Source organism: Streptomyces sp. NPDC020917 (genome assembly GCF_044333795.1).
Classification (GTDB): Bacteria; Actinomycetota; Actinomycetes; order Streptomycetales; family Streptomycetaceae; genus Actinacidiphila.
Genome location: NZ_JBIRRR010000003.1, coordinates 265,267 through 279,921, shown reverse-complemented (window position 1 = coordinate 279,921; position 14,655 = coordinate 265,267). Strand labels below are relative to the sequence as shown.

Below are 14,655 nucleotides of genomic sequence, written 5' to 3'. Positions count from 1 at the left end.
CGTGCGGGGCCGACCCCGGCCCCGCACACACAGGTCGCGGCCCCGCCACCGATCGGATGGCGGGGCCGTCGCCCTCCTCCGCCGCCCGTCCCGCGGGGCGGGGCAGCGGGGGGTCACCGTACGGGAGTTCAGCAGACCGGCCGATAGCGGCCGGTGAATCGCGCGAGTTTCAGTCCGAGGTGCAGGCAGAGCCGTTCGTTGCCGTCCTTGAGGTTGGCGCCCGCCAGGTGCTCAAAGCGCTGGATGCGGTAGTACAGCGAGGTGCGATGCAGCTTCAGACGCTCGGATGTCGCCAGTGCGTTGCCGGAGAGATCAAGATAGGTCTCCAGCGTCTGAAGCAGAGGCAGCGCCTCCGGATCGGTGAAAAGCCGCTCGAGCCCGGGATGAAGCACGAACTCGCCGAGGTCTTGACTGAACAGCTGCGCGAGTACCCGGTAGATGCCGAACTGGGACCAGCGGGCAATCCGGCTGACGTCGGGCATCGAAGCAGCGATACGAGCGGCTTGGCCGGCCTCGAGGTAGGAGTCCCGTGCCTGCGCCAGCTCCGACCGTGGCTGTCCGACGCCGATCACGAACGACGACACCTGCTCGAGCCCGGACATTGCGCTCTGCAGGGCGTTGTCGAGGTGGGACACGCAGCGGTCAACCGCCAGCTCGTCGGCCTCTCCCTCCGTGCCGAGGAGAAGCACCCCGTCGCTGTGAGAGACAAGGTGGACGGCCTGCCGTGCGGGCAGCCGGTGGCGAGTGTTGACGAGTGCCTGTTCGAGGGCGAGCCGCACCTGGTCGTCCGGCTCGGCATCGGGGGTGAGCATCGGCCGGGCCACCAGCACGACGGCAGCGCGGGACGGGTCGAAGTGTCCGCCGTCGATGAGGGTGCGCGCCGCACAGGACTGGATATCGCTGCCGCAAAGCAGCAGGTTCCTGATCGCCTCGGTTTCCCGGTTCGACGCGAGCTCGCCGGCCAGCACCTCGCGATACAGCGAAAGAGCGAAGTCCTGGGCGGCGGTTTCGGCGAGCGCGATCTGCTCCGAGTTCATCGACCCGTCGACATCCATGAGCCACAGATACCCCAGGAGGAGGGCGCGGCGCCGGATCGGTACGCACACCCGGGGCAGCATGCCGAGCGAGACGTTGCGGGGAATGCGGACCGGGTGTCGTGCCTTGGCCAGCTCGATCTGTCGCAGCCATGCCAGCACCTCGGCAGACACGCAGCGCTGCAGAATCGACGCATGGCGCACGGGGTCGGGCGGTTCGCTGTGCCGGCTGTAGACCACCAGCCGCTGCCTGCGGTCCTCGACCGTCGCGGGGCATGACAGCTTGGTCGCCAGCGAGTCAACGAGATACTGGAGCTCCGGGTACATCGAACACCTCCGGGCAGTGCAGCCGAACTGGTCGTCGAGCGCGCTCGATGCCACGGGTGTGGCAACGCTTCCTACGCGTGTCCAAGCCTCCGGAGCGGTCGTGATCCTCCTCGCGTGCATGACAGATGCTGACGACCAAAGAGAAATCGGGCAACTGATTGACGGTGCCGTATTTCCTCCATGACGCAAAACCGCCGCAATGATCGGCCGGATCATCCACGGCGAGCGCCGCACCGCGTTGGGGAGCGAGCGGTTCGCCAGGACAGGGGCGCAGCGTGGACACCGTCGACGGGGACGCGGCGTACGGCGTCCGGGCCGAGCGCACCAACTGCCATGCGCCCTCCACCTCATCAGAGGGAGGGAGTTGAAACGTTCAATAATGACGGACGTGGCCGTGCCGGGTCATATGCCGATGGAAAGCCCAGATGATGTGCCTCCGGTGCATTGCCAAGTCGAAACAACGGGTCTAGCTTGTCGCTCAAAGTTGAACCGAATCAACAGTGTTGGGTCATCCCGTGCGCTGTCCAACGTTCGAAGTCGGAGGAGGACGACGGGCACCAGTCAGTCAGCCGCGTTGGCCGGCCAGTGCTTTCACCGGGCGCGCGATGCATGGACCGGGGTACTCCGCCCGTCCGTGGTTGCGCGTCGGTCCCGTCACGGGTGGGGAAACCGCCGGCACGTCGCTCACAGTGCCGAGACCGGGCGGCCATTCCATTTCTCAATCAGGAGGCACAGGGTGGTCACTCGTAGAACGTTCCTGTCCGGTTCGGCGGCCGCGGCGGTGGTCGGCGTCGCCGCGGCGCCCGCGGCCGAGGCCCGGACGCCGGCCGAAGCCGCGTCGGTGCGTCCGATCGACCGTCAGGCCCTCGTGGCCCGCCACCGCGTGGTGCGAGGGAAACTCGATACGCAGAGCCCGCTACAGGTGGGCAACGGCGGGTTCGCATTCGGTGTCGACGTCACCGGGCTACAGACGTTCGTGCCCTTCAACACCATGTCCGACTGGGGATGGCACAACTTCCCGCTGCCGCCTGGCCAGCAGCCGTCGGACTTCCGCGGCCAGGTCTGGGACACGCACGGCCGCCCCGTCGACTACCCCATCCCGAATCCGGACCAGCCCGAGTTGTCGTCGTGGCTCTACGCCAACCCGGCTCGCATCAACCTCGGACGTATCGGTCTGGAATTGGCCATGCCCGACGGTCGTGCCGCCGTCGCCGGCGACATCAAGGGAATCCGCCAGGAACTCGACCTGTGGACCGGTGTCATCGACAGCCGGTTCGAGATCGCCGGTGAACCCGTGCATGTCCGCACCTGCTGTCACCCCGATCACGACGCGGTCGCCGTCCAGATCGACTCGCCGCTCGTCGCCGCCGAGCGGTTGACGGTATTTCTCGACTTCCCCTACGCCGACGGGCAGGAGTTCGCCGCATATGTCGGGAACTACGGTGCCCCGGACGCCCACGAGACGACGGCGACGACGCGGGGCAGCAGCCGCGTCGACATCACGCACCGCCTGGACTCCACTGAGTACCACGTCGCGCTCGCCTGGGAAGGCCACGGTGTGTTCACCGGCCTGGCCTCCGCGACGGGAGAACTCGTGATCCGCACCGCGCAGTACGGAACCGACGGCCACTGGGCCGACGTCACCGGCATGCTCGCCCATCTGGTCGCGGACAACTCGCTCGTCCTCCCCGTCGATTACCTGCACCTCGGCGACCCGGCGCCCGGCATGTCCAAGCGTCTGGTGCTCGGCTACACGTACGCCGGCCAGGAGCACGACATAGTGGTCCCCGACAACCAGACCCTGTCGATCGGAGCGGTGGCCAACCGGCACCGCTACCGCCTCGCTGCCGGCGGCCACACCAATCAACTGCGGTTCACCTGCGCGTTCGCGCCCACGCCCGCAGGTTCGGCGCCGACGTCGAGCGCGACCCTGGCGGCGAGCGCCCGGGCCTGGCGGCAGTACTGGCTCTCCGGCGGAGCGATCGACCTGTCCGCGAGCACCGACCCGCGCTGGGAGGAACTGGAGCGCCGCGTCGTGCTCTCTCAGTACCTGATGCGCGCCAACGAGGCGGGCTCGCTGCCGCCGCAGGAGTCCGGGCTCGTCAACAACGGCTGGAACGGCAAGTTCCACATGGAGATGTACTGGTGGCACAGCGCGCACTGGGCGCTGTGGAACCGCTGGCCGATGCTCGACCGCAGCCTGGACGTCTACGAGAGCTTCCACCGGTCGGCCCGCGAACGCGCGGAGTTCCAGGGCTTCCGGGGAGCGCGGTGGCCGAAGTGCACGACGGCAGACGGGCGCGAGTCGCCGCACGCCATCCACGCCCTGCTGGTGTGGCAGCAGCCGCACCCGATCTTCCTCGCCGAGATGGACTACCGGGCGCATCCCGACGACAGCACCTTGCAGAAGTGGCGCGACATCGTCTTCGACACCGCCGACTTCCTCTCCTCCTGGGCCTTCTGGGACGAAGGCACGAGCCGCTACATCCTCGGCCCGCCCATGTACATCGTCTCGGAGAACACCGACCCGAGGACCACCCAGAACCCGACGTTCGAACTCGCCTACTGGCGCTTCGGGTTGCGCGTCGCGCAGCAGTGGCGCGAACGCCTCGGCCTGCACCCCGACCCCGGGTGGCAGCGCGTCCACGACGGGCTCGCGGCGCTGCCGGTGCAGGACGGCACCTACGTCCTGCACGAGGGCGTCCAGAACATGTGGACGCAGTGGAACTACGAGCACCCGGCCCTGATCGGCCCCTACGGCTGGCTGCCGGGCGACGGCGTTGACGTCCCCACGATGGCCCGCACCGCCGAGAAGGTCTTCACCGGCTGGCAGTTCGACCAGACCTGGGGATGGGACTTCCCCATGCTCGCCATGTGCGCCGCACGGCTCGGACGTCCCGACGACGCCGTGGATTTCCTGCTTCACCCGGCCGCCGGCTTCCAGTTCGACGATGCGGGCCTGGCAACCGGCGGACCGTTCCCGTACTTCCCGAGCAACGCCGCGCTGCTGTACGCCATCGCGTTCATGGCCGCCGGCTGGGACGGCGCACCCGGCCGGCACGCGCCGGGCTTCCCAGCGGGCCAGCGCTGGACGGTACGCTTCGAAGGGCTGGAGCCGGCCCTGTGAGTTCGCCCTCGCGCTCACCAACTGGACCCCGAGCACCCCGCTGCCGGGCAACGACCCGGTGACGACCGCGCCCACCTGGAACCGGCCGGCAGGCAGCGGCTATCCGGCCGGCATCGCGGTCAGCGTCTACGCGACGCAGGTGCCACTGGCCGCGGGCAGGACCCTCGCCTACGTCACCCTTCCGCCCACCGTCAGCGGGGACGAGGCAGCCGCGTGAAGTGCGCCGGAGCGGCGCCCGGTCCGGGCCTGCGATCGCGGCAACGCCGTCAACGCGGGGCACCCCAGGCCGGGGAGTGGATGTCGTCGATCGCGGCCGGTCGGGCTGCCAGCCGCTCGGTCAACAGGCCGGCCATGGCGCTTATGCCGTGGCCGATCGCCCGCTCGTCGGCGGCGAAGTCGGGGGTGTGCGGCGCGCCGTTCATCCCCGCCTCGGCGTCCGCGACGCCGAGGTAGAACTGCGCGCCCGGCGCCTGGCCGAGGAACAGCGCGAAATCCTCGCAGTTGAAGGGCCAGGAGCCCTGGGCCCATACGACGGACTGCGGGCCCAGCGCCGCGCTCAGGTACCGCCCGGCCGCCGTGCTGAGCTCCGCCGAGTTCACCATGGCCGGGAACGGATCGCCGGGGAACTCGACGTGCCCGCCCGCAGCCGCCGCCAACTGCTCCACCTGCGCGCGCAGTTCAGCGTGCCGCTGCTGCGGCCACACCCGCAGCAGCCCGTTGGGCACGGGCCGCGCGTCGGGTGTCTGCTCGGTCCACTGGGCGACGCACACGAACTCCCGGTACGGCGCGGCGGTTTCGGGGTCCAGCGCCGCATGGAAGCCCGCGCGGTACTCGGCGATGCTCCGCGGGAAGTCGACGGTGCCGAGCTTCGCCACCTCGACGGCCAGGGCGGCGGCGGCCGCGTCGTCGCCGCCGGGCAGCACGATCCGGAAGTGGTCGAGCCCGGGCAGGCCGTACCCCGGAGACACCCCGATAGTGCCGGAGGGGAACGGGCCGCAGTGCAGCGCGTAGAACTCGCGCGGCGCGAGCCGTTGCACCAGACCGGTATCCAGCATCGCCCGCGCGCCTTGCAGGTTCTCCTCGGCCGGCTGGAAGACGAACAGCAGCCGTCCGCGCACCGGTTCGGAACCCTGGGCCAGCGCCCTGGCGACGCCGACGCCGATCGCGGTGTGCAGGTCGTGCCCGCACAGATGCGCGGCGCCGGCGACGCGCGAGGCGAAGCCCTCGTCGAAAACCCTGTCCGACCGCGGGAAAGGCAGCACGTTCGTCTGCGCGTCCACGGCATCCATGTCAGCCCGGTACGCCACCGTCGGGCCCTCCGCGGAGCCGTCGAGCACCGCGAGGACCCCGTGCCCGCCGACACCGGTCGTCACCTCGAGCCCGGCCGCGCGCAGTTGCTCCGCGACCAGCCCGGCCGTCTCCCGTTCCTCGCCGGCGAGTTCGGGGTGGCGGTGGATCTCCCGGCGCAGCTCGATCATTTCCTCGTCAAGAAGCGTCACCGGTCCATCGTGCGCACAGACTTCGGCTCCGCGCACCCCCAAGAACAGCCCGCGGTCCCGGCGCACACCGCGTCCCCGCCGCGGGGGTGCGCGGCCCGCAGCATCGACCACGCGCCTTCGCCGTCAGCGGCCGACGGAGCTCAGTTGACCTCTCGTACCCGCGCGGCGGTCCGTTCGGCGAGTTCGCGGACGAAGTTCGCGGCGTTCTCCGCGAGTTCGCCGAGCACGGCATCGGCGGCCGCGAGGAGAGCACGGGTCTCCTCGGTGCGGCCCGCGTCGGCCAGGGCGAGGGTGAGCCGGTAGTGCTCCTCGGCGATGAAGCGGCCGAGGTTCACCTGCTGCCAGTGGCGCAGCGAGTCGTCGCCCGGGGTGGCCAGGAGGTCCCGCACGGCGGCCAGGGTGTCCGCCGCCTGCGGCAGCTGCCCCGCCTCCCGCTCCAGGCGGGCCAGGGTGTGCCGGGCCGAGGCACGGTCCCATGCCGTCTCCTGGAGGGCGGTGTACAGGCGCTGGGCACGCAGCGCCTGGGGAAGGTCGCCGAGTTCCTCGAAGTCCCGGGCGAGCCCGCTCAGCGGAGCCGTGGCCAGGGTGCGGGGCGCCTCGGGGCGGCGGAGCCTGCTCTGGTCCATGACGATGCTGTCGAGTTCGCGGATCAGCGTCACCCGCGCAAGGTTCGTCATCCCCAGGTCTCGCGCCAGGTCGGTCCACGTGGAGACCGGCTCGTCCGAGGGGTCCGTTCCGAACATCGACTCGTCGAGGGTCCGCGCCCAGTGCTGCAACTCGCCGGCGCTTGCGCCCGGTTCCGGGATGCCGCCCAGGCCGCACGCCGTGTCGAAGTCCGTGTCCCGGACCTCACGCAGCAGGGGCAGATCCCCGGTGTCCCCGTACAGCCCCACCAGCACGGCCGCGAGCCGCAGTTCGTCCGTCATCGAGGACCGTGTCTCGTGTCGCAGCAGATGCCGCAGCAGTTCCAGGTCGCCCTCGGCGCGGTCGAACTGCGCGGCCCGCAGGGTGAGCCGGCGCCGCACCGGGTCCTCGGCGACCTCGCACCATGCGGTGCGGTCGCCCTCCCTCAACCGGGCGAGATCGGCGCGGCCCGCCGCGAGCACCGACTCCCACAGCGGGGGACCGGCCGGGCCTATCCGGTCGTACGCGCACCCCTCGTCCGCGTTGAGCAGGACGAAGTCCGGCTCGGTGCGCAGCAGCGCGGCACGCAGCCGGCCCACCAGCTCGACCGGGGAGCGATTGCGGAAGCCCAGCGCGGCACGGAGCTCGGCCCGCTCCTCGTCGATTCCGTAGTACTCACGGATCTCGTCCTCGGTCTCCGCGACGCACGCCAGGATCTTCTGCTCGCCGTCGTCCGGCGACAGACGCGTGTAGTCGCGCCAGCCGGGCAGGCCGATCACGAGCTCCAGGGCCTCGTCGACGCTGGAGCCGATGATCCCCGCGGCGCCCTCCGAGTCGGCGTAGAGCACCGAGCCGTCCGCGCAGACGAAGTACGTACCCCCGGCGTCGTCCCCGGCCACCGTGTCCAACGGCCCGCCCGAGGCGAGGCGGACCTCCTCGACATGGCCGTGGACGGCGCGGCCGAGGTCGAAGTCGAAGGGGAAGGCCGCCAGTTCGGCCAGATGGCGGTCCTGCCGCAGCAACCGCAGCGCGTGATCGGTCATGCCACGGAACGTAACACCGTCCACAGACAACGGACGTGCGGCCTCTGCGACAGCCCTCGGACCCGCAGCGGCATCCGCCGGGGCGCGAGCCGCCGAGTCCCTCATCCCCCGGTGCGGCCGGGGCATCCAGACGCCGACGGGATAGCCCCGCCAGGTGCCGCCGGGTTGCCCGGGTCGGCCATCCGGAACGCGTCCAGACGGGCCTCTGGCGGCGGCCCACATCCAGATCTCACGTTCCGCGGGCGGCGACCGTCTACCGGGTAGGAGAGGGGAGGCGCAGATGAGCATCCGACACGTCGTGATCGAGACGTACCTTGGGCCGATCACGATCGTTGCCAAGGACGAGACGATCACCGGCCTGTACTTCAGGCACCAGGTCCGCCGGCCCTCGCAGGAGACGTTCGGACCCGAGATCAGCGACTCGACGGACTCGCTGCTGAACGAAGCGGTCCGCCAGCTGTGCGACTACCTGGCGGGGCGGCGCAGGCGGTTCGATCTTCCGCTCGAAGCCGAGGGTGACGCGTTCCAGCGCACCGTCTGGGACATCGTGAAGGGCATCCAGTGCGGGGACACGACCACCTACGGCCAGGTCGCCGAACAGGTCGGCGGCCGCGATCTCGCACAGAAGGTCGGGCAGGCCGTGGGCGCGAACCCGCTGTGCATCTTCGTCCCCTGCCACCGTGTTGTCGGCTCCACTGGCGCCTTGACCGGGTACGCCGGCGGGCGGAAGCGCAAGCAGGCGCTGCTGGAGCTCGAGGAGCCGTCCGCGGGCGAAGCCGGGTGGTTGTGCTGACCGGGAATCTCACGTTTGCCACCGCACGTACGTCTTCCATGGGATGGACATGAAACAACCGTTCGAGAGCGTGGTCGCGCAGCACGGACCGACGGTGCTGCGCGTCTGCCGGGTCGTTCTCGGCCCGCACGATGCCGACGACGCATGGTCGGAGACGTTCCTGGCCGCCATGCGCGCCTATCCCGATCTGCCGGAGACGGCGAACGTGGAAGCGTGGCTGGTGACGATCGCGCACCGCAAGGCGATCGACGTGCTGCGTGCCGCGAAGAGAAATCCCCTGCCGGTCGACGAGGTACCGGAAACCCCGGCAGGGCAGGGCGTCCCGGACGCCGACGCCGCCGGCCTGTGGGCCACAGTGAAGGAACTCCCCAGCAAGCAGCGCCAGGCCGTCGCCTACCGGTATGTGGCGGGGCTGACGTACGCCGAGATCGCGGAGATCGTCGGCGGCACCGTCGAGGCGGCCCGAAGAGCCACCGCGGACGGACTCAAGAATCTCAGGAAGCACTATCCGGGCGCGATCACGAAAGGAGCATCGCCGTGAGCGAGATGCACAACGATGACGACATGGCCGTCCTGCTGGCGACGCCTGTGGACACCGAAACTCTCGGTCGCCTCCACCGCCGTCTGGAGCAGGCCGCGGAGCAAGCCGACCTGATCGATGTCGCCTACACGACCATCGACTCGCCCGTCGGCAAGCTGCTGCTCGCCGCCACCCCCAAGGGACTGGTCCGAGTTGCGTACCCCGGCGAGGACCACGACCGGGTACTGGAAGCCCTCGGCCACCGTCTCAGCCCGCGGATCCTGCGCGCCCCGAAGCGGCTGGAGGAGGCCGCCCGCGAGATCGACGAGTACTTCGCCAGGCGCCGCCGGGTCTTCGACGTGACGCTGGACCTGTCCCTGTCGCACGGATTCCGACGCCTGGTGCAGGCCCGTCTGCCCGAGATCGAGTACGGACAGACCCGCAGCTACCGCGACATGGCCGAGCTCGTCGGCAACCCCAAAGCCGTCCGGGCCGTGGGCACCGCCTGCGCGACCAACCCGCTGCCGATCGTCGTCCCGTGCCACCGCGTGCTGCGCACCGACGGCACCCTCGGCGGCTACATCGGCGGTCTCGAGGCCAAGACCGCGCTGCTGCACCTGGAGGCCGCGGCATGAGCACCACGAAAGTGACCGAGCAGGAGAGGGACCGGTGGCACCGGCGTGTCGAGTCCGGCGACTGGAAGGCGATCACCGCGGAGGTCGACGAGTACGGCGGCGCGCTGCTGCCGCAGCTGCTGACCTCCGAGGAGACCGCGCAGATCAGGGAACTCTACGAGCAGGACGGCCTGTTCCGCAGCACCGTCGACATGGGCCGCCACCGCTTCGGCGAGGGCCAGTACCGGTACTTCGACACGCCCTACCCGGAACCGGTCGAACGGCTCAAGCAGGCGCTGTACCCGCGGCTGCTGCCCATCGCCCGCGACTGGTGGACCAGGCTGGGCAGGCCCGCGCCGTGGCCGGACTCGTTCGACGAATGGCTGCAGATGTGCCACGACGCCGGCCAGACGAAGTCCACGGCGATCCTGCTCCGCTACCGGGAGAAGGACTGGAACGCCCTGCACCGCGACCTGTACGGCGACCTCGTGTTCCCGCTGCAGGTCGTGATCAACCTCAACGAGCCCGGCGTGGATCACACGGGCGGCGAGTTCCTGCTCCTGGAACAGCGCCCGCGCGCCCAGTCCCGGGGCACATCCACGCTGCTCCCGCACGGACACGGATACCTCTTCACCACACGCGACCGGCCCGTCAGGTCCGCCCGCGGATGGTCCGCCGCGCCGGTTCGCCACGGCGTGTCCGCCATCCGATCCGGCGCACGCCACACCCTTGCCCTCGTCTTCCACGACGCCGCATGAACAACGCGACGAACACCTACACCCTTCTCGGGGCAGACGGCCGTCCCTACCGGTCGCCGGTCAAGGGAGAGTGGGGCGGCCACCTCGGCTCGAAGATCTACGGACGACTCGACTGCCCCACCGCGCTGTGCGCCATCGCCCGCGGCGGCTATGTGAGACACCGGGTCTTCTTCGCCGACGAGGCCACGGCGGTCGCCGCCGGGTTCCGCCCCTGCGGCGCCTGCTGCAACGACCGCTATCAGCGATGGAAGACCGCCGAAGAGAACGGCCGACCATGGACCCCCTGACCAGCCCCCTGCTGAAGAGGCCGGCAAGCCAAAGCCACGACGCAGACCTGACGGCTACAGACGCCGAGGTCGCGGCCATCGTCCAACTCGCTCAAGACCGCCGCGCCCACACCATCGTGATCGGCTCCGGCCGCACACCGCACGCTGTCGAGACCTCACGCCTGATCGAATCGGCGTGGGGCCGCGCGGGAGGCACAACCCTCGCCACGATCACCTGGCCCGAGACCGGGGCCTCCTGGCTGCGCCACGCGTCACGGTTCGCCGACGCCAACCCCGATCTGTGGGTGATGGCCGGCCCGGCGACCGGCTGGGCGCAGATGACCCGGCGGCTGCTGTGGTCGACCCCGTGGCGCCCCGAACGCACCCTGGCCACCGCCGCGATCGGTGATCCACGCACGCTCGCGCTCGCCGGCCTGATCAATCTGAACGGCCTGGCCGGCGCAACCGCCCACGGCGCCACCTGGCTCGTCGCGGACGACTCCCTCCAGTACCCCACCCGCACACAGGACCAGCCATGACAGCGCTGTTCACTCCACAACCCCCCGAGCGCGACGCGGGAGAGATCACCCCGGGCGCCACCCACGTCCCGGACTGGCTGCCCCTGGAACAGCAGGAGTGGATCGCACACCGGTTCCACGAGTGGGCGCGAGGCCCCGTTCCCCTCCGGGCCGCAACGGTCCGCGGACACCGGATGTCCGTGCGCACCGTGTGCCTGGGCTGGCATTGGCAGCCGTACCGGTACACGAGAGCAGCCACGGACGTGAACGGCGCCCGTGTCCTTCCGTTCCCCGACTGGGTGGTCCGGCTGGGACGCCGGGCCCTTCAGGCCACCGGGCACGACACGGCCACGATCGGCTCGTACACGCCCGACACCGCGCTGGTGAACTACTACGACACGAACGCCCGTCTGGGAATGCACCAGGACAAGGACGAGGATTCCCGCGCCCCGGTCGTGTCGCTGTCCATCGGCGACACCTGCACGTTCCGTTTCGGCACCGCCGAAAGCCGCGGAAAACCCTCTACGGACCTGCTGCTGGCCTCCGGTGACCTCTTCGTCTTCGGCGGACCCGCCCGCCTCGCCTACCACGGTGTCACCAAGGTGCACCAGGACACAGCGCCCGAGGGGTGCGGCATCAGCAGCGGCCGGATCAACATCACGATGCGCATGACAGGTCTCGACGGGTGATCGCATGACACACGAAGCAAGCAGCACCATCGCCGACCCGGGCGTCGTCGTCGGAGAGGACGGACTCGCCCGGCCCGCATGGGCGGCCGCCGACCCCCTGCTGCGCGACTACTACGACGGCGAATGGGGCATGCCGGTCACCGACGAGCGCGGCGTCTACGAGCGCGTCAGTCTCGAGGGCTTCCAGGCGGGTCTGTCCTGGGCGACGATCCTGCGCAAACGACCCGCGTTCCGCGAGGCGTTCCACGACTTCGACCCGGACGTGATCGCCGCGTACACCGAGACCGACATCGAACGGCTGATGACCGACGCCGGCATCGTGCGCAACCGGCAGAAGATCCAAGCGGCCGTCACCAACGCCCATGCCACCATCAGACCGCGCCAGGACATGGGCCTGGCCCGCCTGGTGTGGTCCTTCCAGCCCGAGACCACCCCCCGCCCCCGGACCTTCGCGGAGATCCCCACGAAGTCCGCCGAGTCCATCGCGCTGTCGAAGGACCTGCGACGGCGCGGCTTCGCCTTCGTCGGCCCGACCACCATGTACGCGCTTATGGAGGCGATCGGCATCGTCGACACCCACCTGCTGGGCTCGCACCGGCGCGGCAGCTCCGGAATCTGGACATCGTGAATCTCACGCTTCCGTGCGAGCCAGCGTCTTCACTGTGCCGGGAGGCAATCGCCCGGCGCCGCTGACCTCGGTCAGCTCAGCGTGCCCGTGGCCGTCACGCGCCCGACGGCCACGGGCACCGCTGTTACACGAGGCGTGCAGGAGGAAACACATGGCCGATCGATCGAGCAAGAAGTACGACCTGACCGACTTCGATGCCGACAACTATTGGAGGGAGACGCAGCGCGCGATTGCCGCCACATACTCCTTCCCGAACCTCGCGCAGAAAAGCGCCCGGCCGGACCGACTCGGCGAGACGGTCGGAGATCTGCTCCAGTCCGCCATGTACTTCGGTGGAATCGACACGATGCCCTTCACCATCCGCGACGACAGCCTCGTCGTCGTGGCGTGCCGGGCCTACGACACGGTCGGGATCACGGTCATCGACCCGACCGGCGACCTCGCCCGCGATGTCGTGACGTGGTTGGAACCCACCCAGGAGACGTGGGTGGCGCACGCGCTCAAGATCGAACTCCTGCGCAACGCCCGCGCGGCGGGCATCGACCATGTGATCGTCCAAAGCGGCACGACGGCACAGTCCATCTACGAGGCCCTCGGCCTGCGCCCCATCGGAGCAGCCCTCTGACCGGGGCACCATGCCCCCGCAGCGCAGCCTTCGCGTCGCACCACCGGCGGCCTTCGCCCCCGCCGTACCACCGGCCAACTCGCCGGCCCTGCGGCGACCGCCACGAAGACCCATCCCGGCACGACCCGCAGCAGTACCTCGGATTCTCCCGGGAAGAAAATTCGCACACCCAAATCGCTGGTCCCTCCGTTTCGATCCCCTCAATCTCGACCTCCGATCTCACGTATCGGACCCGGTGAACGTCTTCGGAATGTCACCACGCCGACGGCGAACCGGTGACAACAACAGAAAGGACAAAGCCATGTCGCTCGAAGAGAACAAGGCCATCGTCGGCCGGTGGTTCACCGAGTTCTGGGGCAACCCGTTCAACCCCGACATCATCGACGAACTCGCCGCCCCAGAAATCCGGTTCGAGTACTCGCTGCACAAGCCCATGCGCGGCCGGGACGAGGTGCGCGCGTTCGCGACCAACTTCCGTACCGCGTTCCCGGACCTCAACTTCTGGGGTACCTCGGACCTCATCGCCGAGGGTGACTACGTCGTCGGGCAGTGGGAGGGCGGCGGCACGCACACCGGGCCGATCGTCTTCGACGACCTTCCCATCGGTGCCGTGCCCGCGGCGTCCGGCAAGACACTCCGTTTCACGGGCAAGACGGTGCTCAAGGTCCAGGACGGCCTCATCGTCGAGGAGCTCGGGCTCGACGACGGCGTGAAGGTCCTCCAGCAGCTCGGCATCATCCCGACCGCCTGAGCCAGAGCGCCGGCATCCAGCAGCGCGCCGGAGGGGCCTACCTGCATGCGGGTCCCTCCCGCAATCTCAAGATGCCAGCCGCGCACGTGAAGAACGTGATGCGGCACGCCCTCGATGATCACCTGGGGCTCAGTGCGTGGGTCGGCCCCGGCGCCCACCAAGGGTGCGGGGGCCGGGGCCGACAAGCTGCCAGGAGCCGCCGAACCTCCGCCACTGTGAGCCCGATTGCCTCACCAGATGGGTCGCCTTGGCCTTGCGCAGCTCGGGGACGACGACCTGCACCGAACGCGCCGTCAGCAGCGCCGGGATGGTGCGTAGGTGCTCAGGGGAGGGAGGGCGCGGCTTCTCCTGCCGCCTCCCCTGGCCACAGCTGCCGCGTCATACGTCGATCTGCTCGAAGATGTGCGGGTACGACACGATGTCGTCGGGGAACTCTGCCGCCATGCGCTGGAACTCCGGGCTGCCGAACGCTGTGGCGAGCGCCTCGGTCGACTCCCAGACCGCGACGTTCATCAGGAGTTGGCTGTCCGCCGTCCCCTTGTGCATCTGCAGGGAGACGAATCCCGGCTGAGCCTTCATGAACTCGGCCTGCCGCCGGAAGAGAGGCAGGAACGACGCGTACGTCTCCTTCGGTACGACGAAGGTGTTGGCGAGGACGATGGGCCCGGTCTTCTCCTGAAACTGGGCGAACATCGGCGTGCGCGGGTCGAGACTCTGGAGCTTGGCCATCTTCGGTACGTCCCCTCGTGAGCGGCTATCCGTCCAACGCGTGTTGGCAACACGCGTTGGCAACGCGTGTTGGTAAACGTAGAGGTGCGGCCCTGGACTGTCAACAGCCG

16 protein-coding genes are annotated in these 14,655 nt (G+C 69.6%); 12 read left to right on the top strand and 4 right to left on the bottom strand.

Annotated features, from left to right (window positions below):
• Positions 1-128 precede the first annotated feature (128 nt).
• Positions 129-1,415: a PucR family transcriptional regulator gene (locus ACH4TG_RS08520; protein WP_398241412.1), complete on the bottom strand. Its 1,287-nt coding sequence runs from the start codon at positions 1,413-1,415 to the stop codon at positions 129-131.
• Positions 1,416-2,097: 682 nt separating this feature from the next.
• On the opposite strand from ACH4TG_RS08520, the gene ACH4TG_RS08515 reads away from it, so the two are divergent.
• A complete protein-coding gene (locus tag ACH4TG_RS08515; protein ID WP_398241411.1) occupies positions 2,098-4,488 on the top strand; it encodes a DNAJC11 domain-containing protein in 2,391 nt (796 codons plus the stop codon).
• Between the two features lie 58 nt (positions 4,489-4,546).
• Positions 4,547-4,705 carry a hypothetical protein gene (locus ACH4TG_RS08510; RefSeq protein WP_398241410.1) on the top strand — a complete coding sequence of 53 codons (159 nt, stop codon included), beginning with the start codon at positions 4,547-4,549 and terminating at the stop codon, positions 4,703-4,705.
• Between the two features lie 49 nt (positions 4,706-4,754).
• On the opposite strand, the gene ACH4TG_RS08505 is transcribed toward ACH4TG_RS08510, so the two are convergent.
• Together ACH4TG_RS08505 and ACH4TG_RS08500 are read right to left on the bottom strand one after the other, a co-directional pair.
• A complete protein-coding gene (locus tag ACH4TG_RS08505; protein ID WP_398241409.1) occupies positions 4,755-5,987 on the bottom strand; it encodes a M20 family metallopeptidase in 1,233 nt (410 codons plus the stop codon).
• Positions 5,988-6,127: 140 nt separating this feature from the next.
• Positions 6,128-7,654, bottom strand: a complete 1,527-nt coding sequence (locus ACH4TG_RS08500) for a hypothetical protein (protein ID WP_398241408.1) — start codon at positions 7,652-7,654, stop codon at positions 6,128-6,130.
• A gap of 280 nt (positions 7,655-7,934) precedes the next feature.
• Here ACH4TG_RS08500 and ACH4TG_RS08495 point away from each other — a divergent pair, with 280 nt between their 5' ends.
• The 10 genes from ACH4TG_RS08495 to ACH4TG_RS08450 all read left to right on the top strand — a co-directional run bounded on the left by ACH4TG_RS08495 (position 7,935) and on the right by ACH4TG_RS08450 (position 13,816).
• Positions 7,935-8,447, top strand: a complete 513-nt coding sequence (locus ACH4TG_RS08495; protein ID WP_398241407.1) for a methylated-DNA--[protein]-cysteine S-methyltransferase — start codon at positions 7,935-7,937, stop codon at positions 8,445-8,447.
• A 49-nt stretch (positions 8,448-8,496) separates the two neighbouring features.
• Positions 8,497-8,988: an RNA polymerase sigma factor gene (locus tag ACH4TG_RS08490; protein ID WP_398241406.1), complete on the top strand. Its 492-nt coding sequence runs from the start codon at positions 8,497-8,499 to the stop codon at positions 8,986-8,988.
• 5 nt (positions 8,989-8,993) lie between these two features.
• A complete protein-coding gene (locus ACH4TG_RS08485; protein WP_398241682.1) occupies positions 8,994-9,602 on the top strand; it encodes a methylated-DNA--[protein]-cysteine S-methyltransferase in 609 nt (202 codons plus the stop codon).
• Positions 9,599-10,339, top strand: a complete 741-nt coding sequence (locus ACH4TG_RS08480) for a 2OG-Fe(II) oxygenase (RefSeq protein WP_398241405.1) — start codon at positions 9,599-9,601, stop codon at positions 10,337-10,339. Before ACH4TG_RS08485 ends, ACH4TG_RS08480 begins: the two co-directional genes overlap by 4 nt.
• Positions 10,336-10,626, top strand: coding sequence for an Ada metal-binding domain-containing protein (locus ACH4TG_RS08475; protein WP_398241404.1), 291 nt, complete (start codon positions 10,336-10,338; stop codon positions 10,624-10,626). Before ACH4TG_RS08480 ends, ACH4TG_RS08475 begins: the two co-directional genes overlap by 4 nt.
• Complete coding sequence (locus tag ACH4TG_RS08470) at positions 10,614-11,144, top strand: hypothetical protein (protein WP_398241403.1); 531 nt, start codon at positions 10,614-10,616, stop codon at positions 11,142-11,144. The genes ACH4TG_RS08475 and ACH4TG_RS08470 overlap by 13 nt, the downstream gene beginning before the upstream one ends.
• Positions 11,141-11,812 carry an alpha-ketoglutarate-dependent dioxygenase AlkB family protein gene (locus ACH4TG_RS08465; RefSeq protein ID WP_398241402.1) on the top strand — a complete coding sequence of 224 codons (672 nt, stop codon included), beginning with the start codon at positions 11,141-11,143 and terminating at the stop codon, positions 11,810-11,812. The genes ACH4TG_RS08470 and ACH4TG_RS08465 overlap by 4 nt, the downstream gene beginning before the upstream one ends.
• 4 nt (positions 11,813-11,816) lie before the next feature.
• Positions 11,817-12,440, top strand: a complete 624-nt coding sequence (locus tag ACH4TG_RS08460) for a DNA-3-methyladenine glycosylase I (RefSeq protein WP_398241401.1) — start codon at positions 11,817-11,819, stop codon at positions 12,438-12,440.
• Between the two features lie 151 nt (positions 12,441-12,591).
• On the top strand, positions 12,592-13,065 hold the full coding sequence (locus ACH4TG_RS08455) for a hypothetical protein (RefSeq protein WP_398241400.1): 474 nt from the start codon (positions 12,592-12,594) through the stop codon (positions 13,063-13,065).
• A gap of 301 nt (positions 13,066-13,366) precedes the next feature.
• A complete protein-coding gene (locus tag ACH4TG_RS08450; RefSeq protein WP_398241399.1) occupies positions 13,367-13,816 on the top strand; it encodes an ester cyclase in 450 nt (149 codons plus the stop codon).
• 378 nt (positions 13,817-14,194) lie between these two features.
• Here ACH4TG_RS08450 and ACH4TG_RS08445 read toward each other — a convergent pair whose 3' ends face one another.
• Entirely contained in the window at positions 14,195-14,545 is a 351-nt protein-coding gene (locus tag ACH4TG_RS08445) for an antibiotic biosynthesis monooxygenase family protein (protein ID WP_398241398.1), read from the bottom strand.
• Positions 14,546-14,655 lie beyond the last annotated feature (110 nt).

Bases quoted from the DNA above. Each gene is read 5' to 3' on its own strand.
- ACH4TG_RS08450 (WP_398241399.1), top strand. From the start codon at position 13,367: ATGTCGCTCGAAGAGAACAAGGCCATCGTCGGCCGGTGGTTCACCGAG.
- ACH4TG_RS08495 (WP_398241407.1), top strand. From the start codon at position 7,935: ATGAGCATCCGACACGTCGTGATCGAGACGTACCTTGGGCCGATCACG.
- ACH4TG_RS08470 (WP_398241403.1), top strand. From the start codon at position 10,614: ATGGACCCCCTGACCAGCCCCCTGCTGAAGAGGCCGGCAAGCCAAAGC.
- ACH4TG_RS08455 (WP_398241400.1), top strand. From the start codon at position 12,592: ATGGCCGATCGATCGAGCAAGAAGTACGACCTGACCGACTTCGATGCC.
- ACH4TG_RS08460 (WP_398241401.1), top strand. From the start codon at position 11,817: ATGACACACGAAGCAAGCAGCACCATCGCCGACCCGGGCGTCGTCGTC.
- ACH4TG_RS08485 (WP_398241682.1), top strand. From the start codon at position 8,994: ATGCACAACGATGACGACATGGCCGTCCTGCTGGCGACGCCTGTGGAC.
- ACH4TG_RS08500 (WP_398241408.1), bottom strand. From the start codon at position 7,654: ATGACCGATCACGCGCTGCGGTTGCTGCGGCAGGACCGCCATCTGGCC.
- ACH4TG_RS08465 (WP_398241402.1), top strand. From the start codon at position 11,141: ATGACAGCGCTGTTCACTCCACAACCCCCCGAGCGCGACGCGGGAGAG.
- ACH4TG_RS08445 (WP_398241398.1), bottom strand. From the start codon at position 14,545: ATGGCCAAGCTCCAGAGTCTCGACCCGCGCACGCCGATGTTCGCCCAG.
- ACH4TG_RS08480 (WP_398241405.1), top strand. From the start codon at position 9,599: ATGAGCACCACGAAAGTGACCGAGCAGGAGAGGGACCGGTGGCACCGG.
- ACH4TG_RS08475 (WP_398241404.1), top strand. From the start codon at position 10,336: ATGAACAACGCGACGAACACCTACACCCTTCTCGGGGCAGACGGCCGT.
- ACH4TG_RS08490 (WP_398241406.1), top strand. From the start codon at position 8,497: ATGAAACAACCGTTCGAGAGCGTGGTCGCGCAGCACGGACCGACGGTG.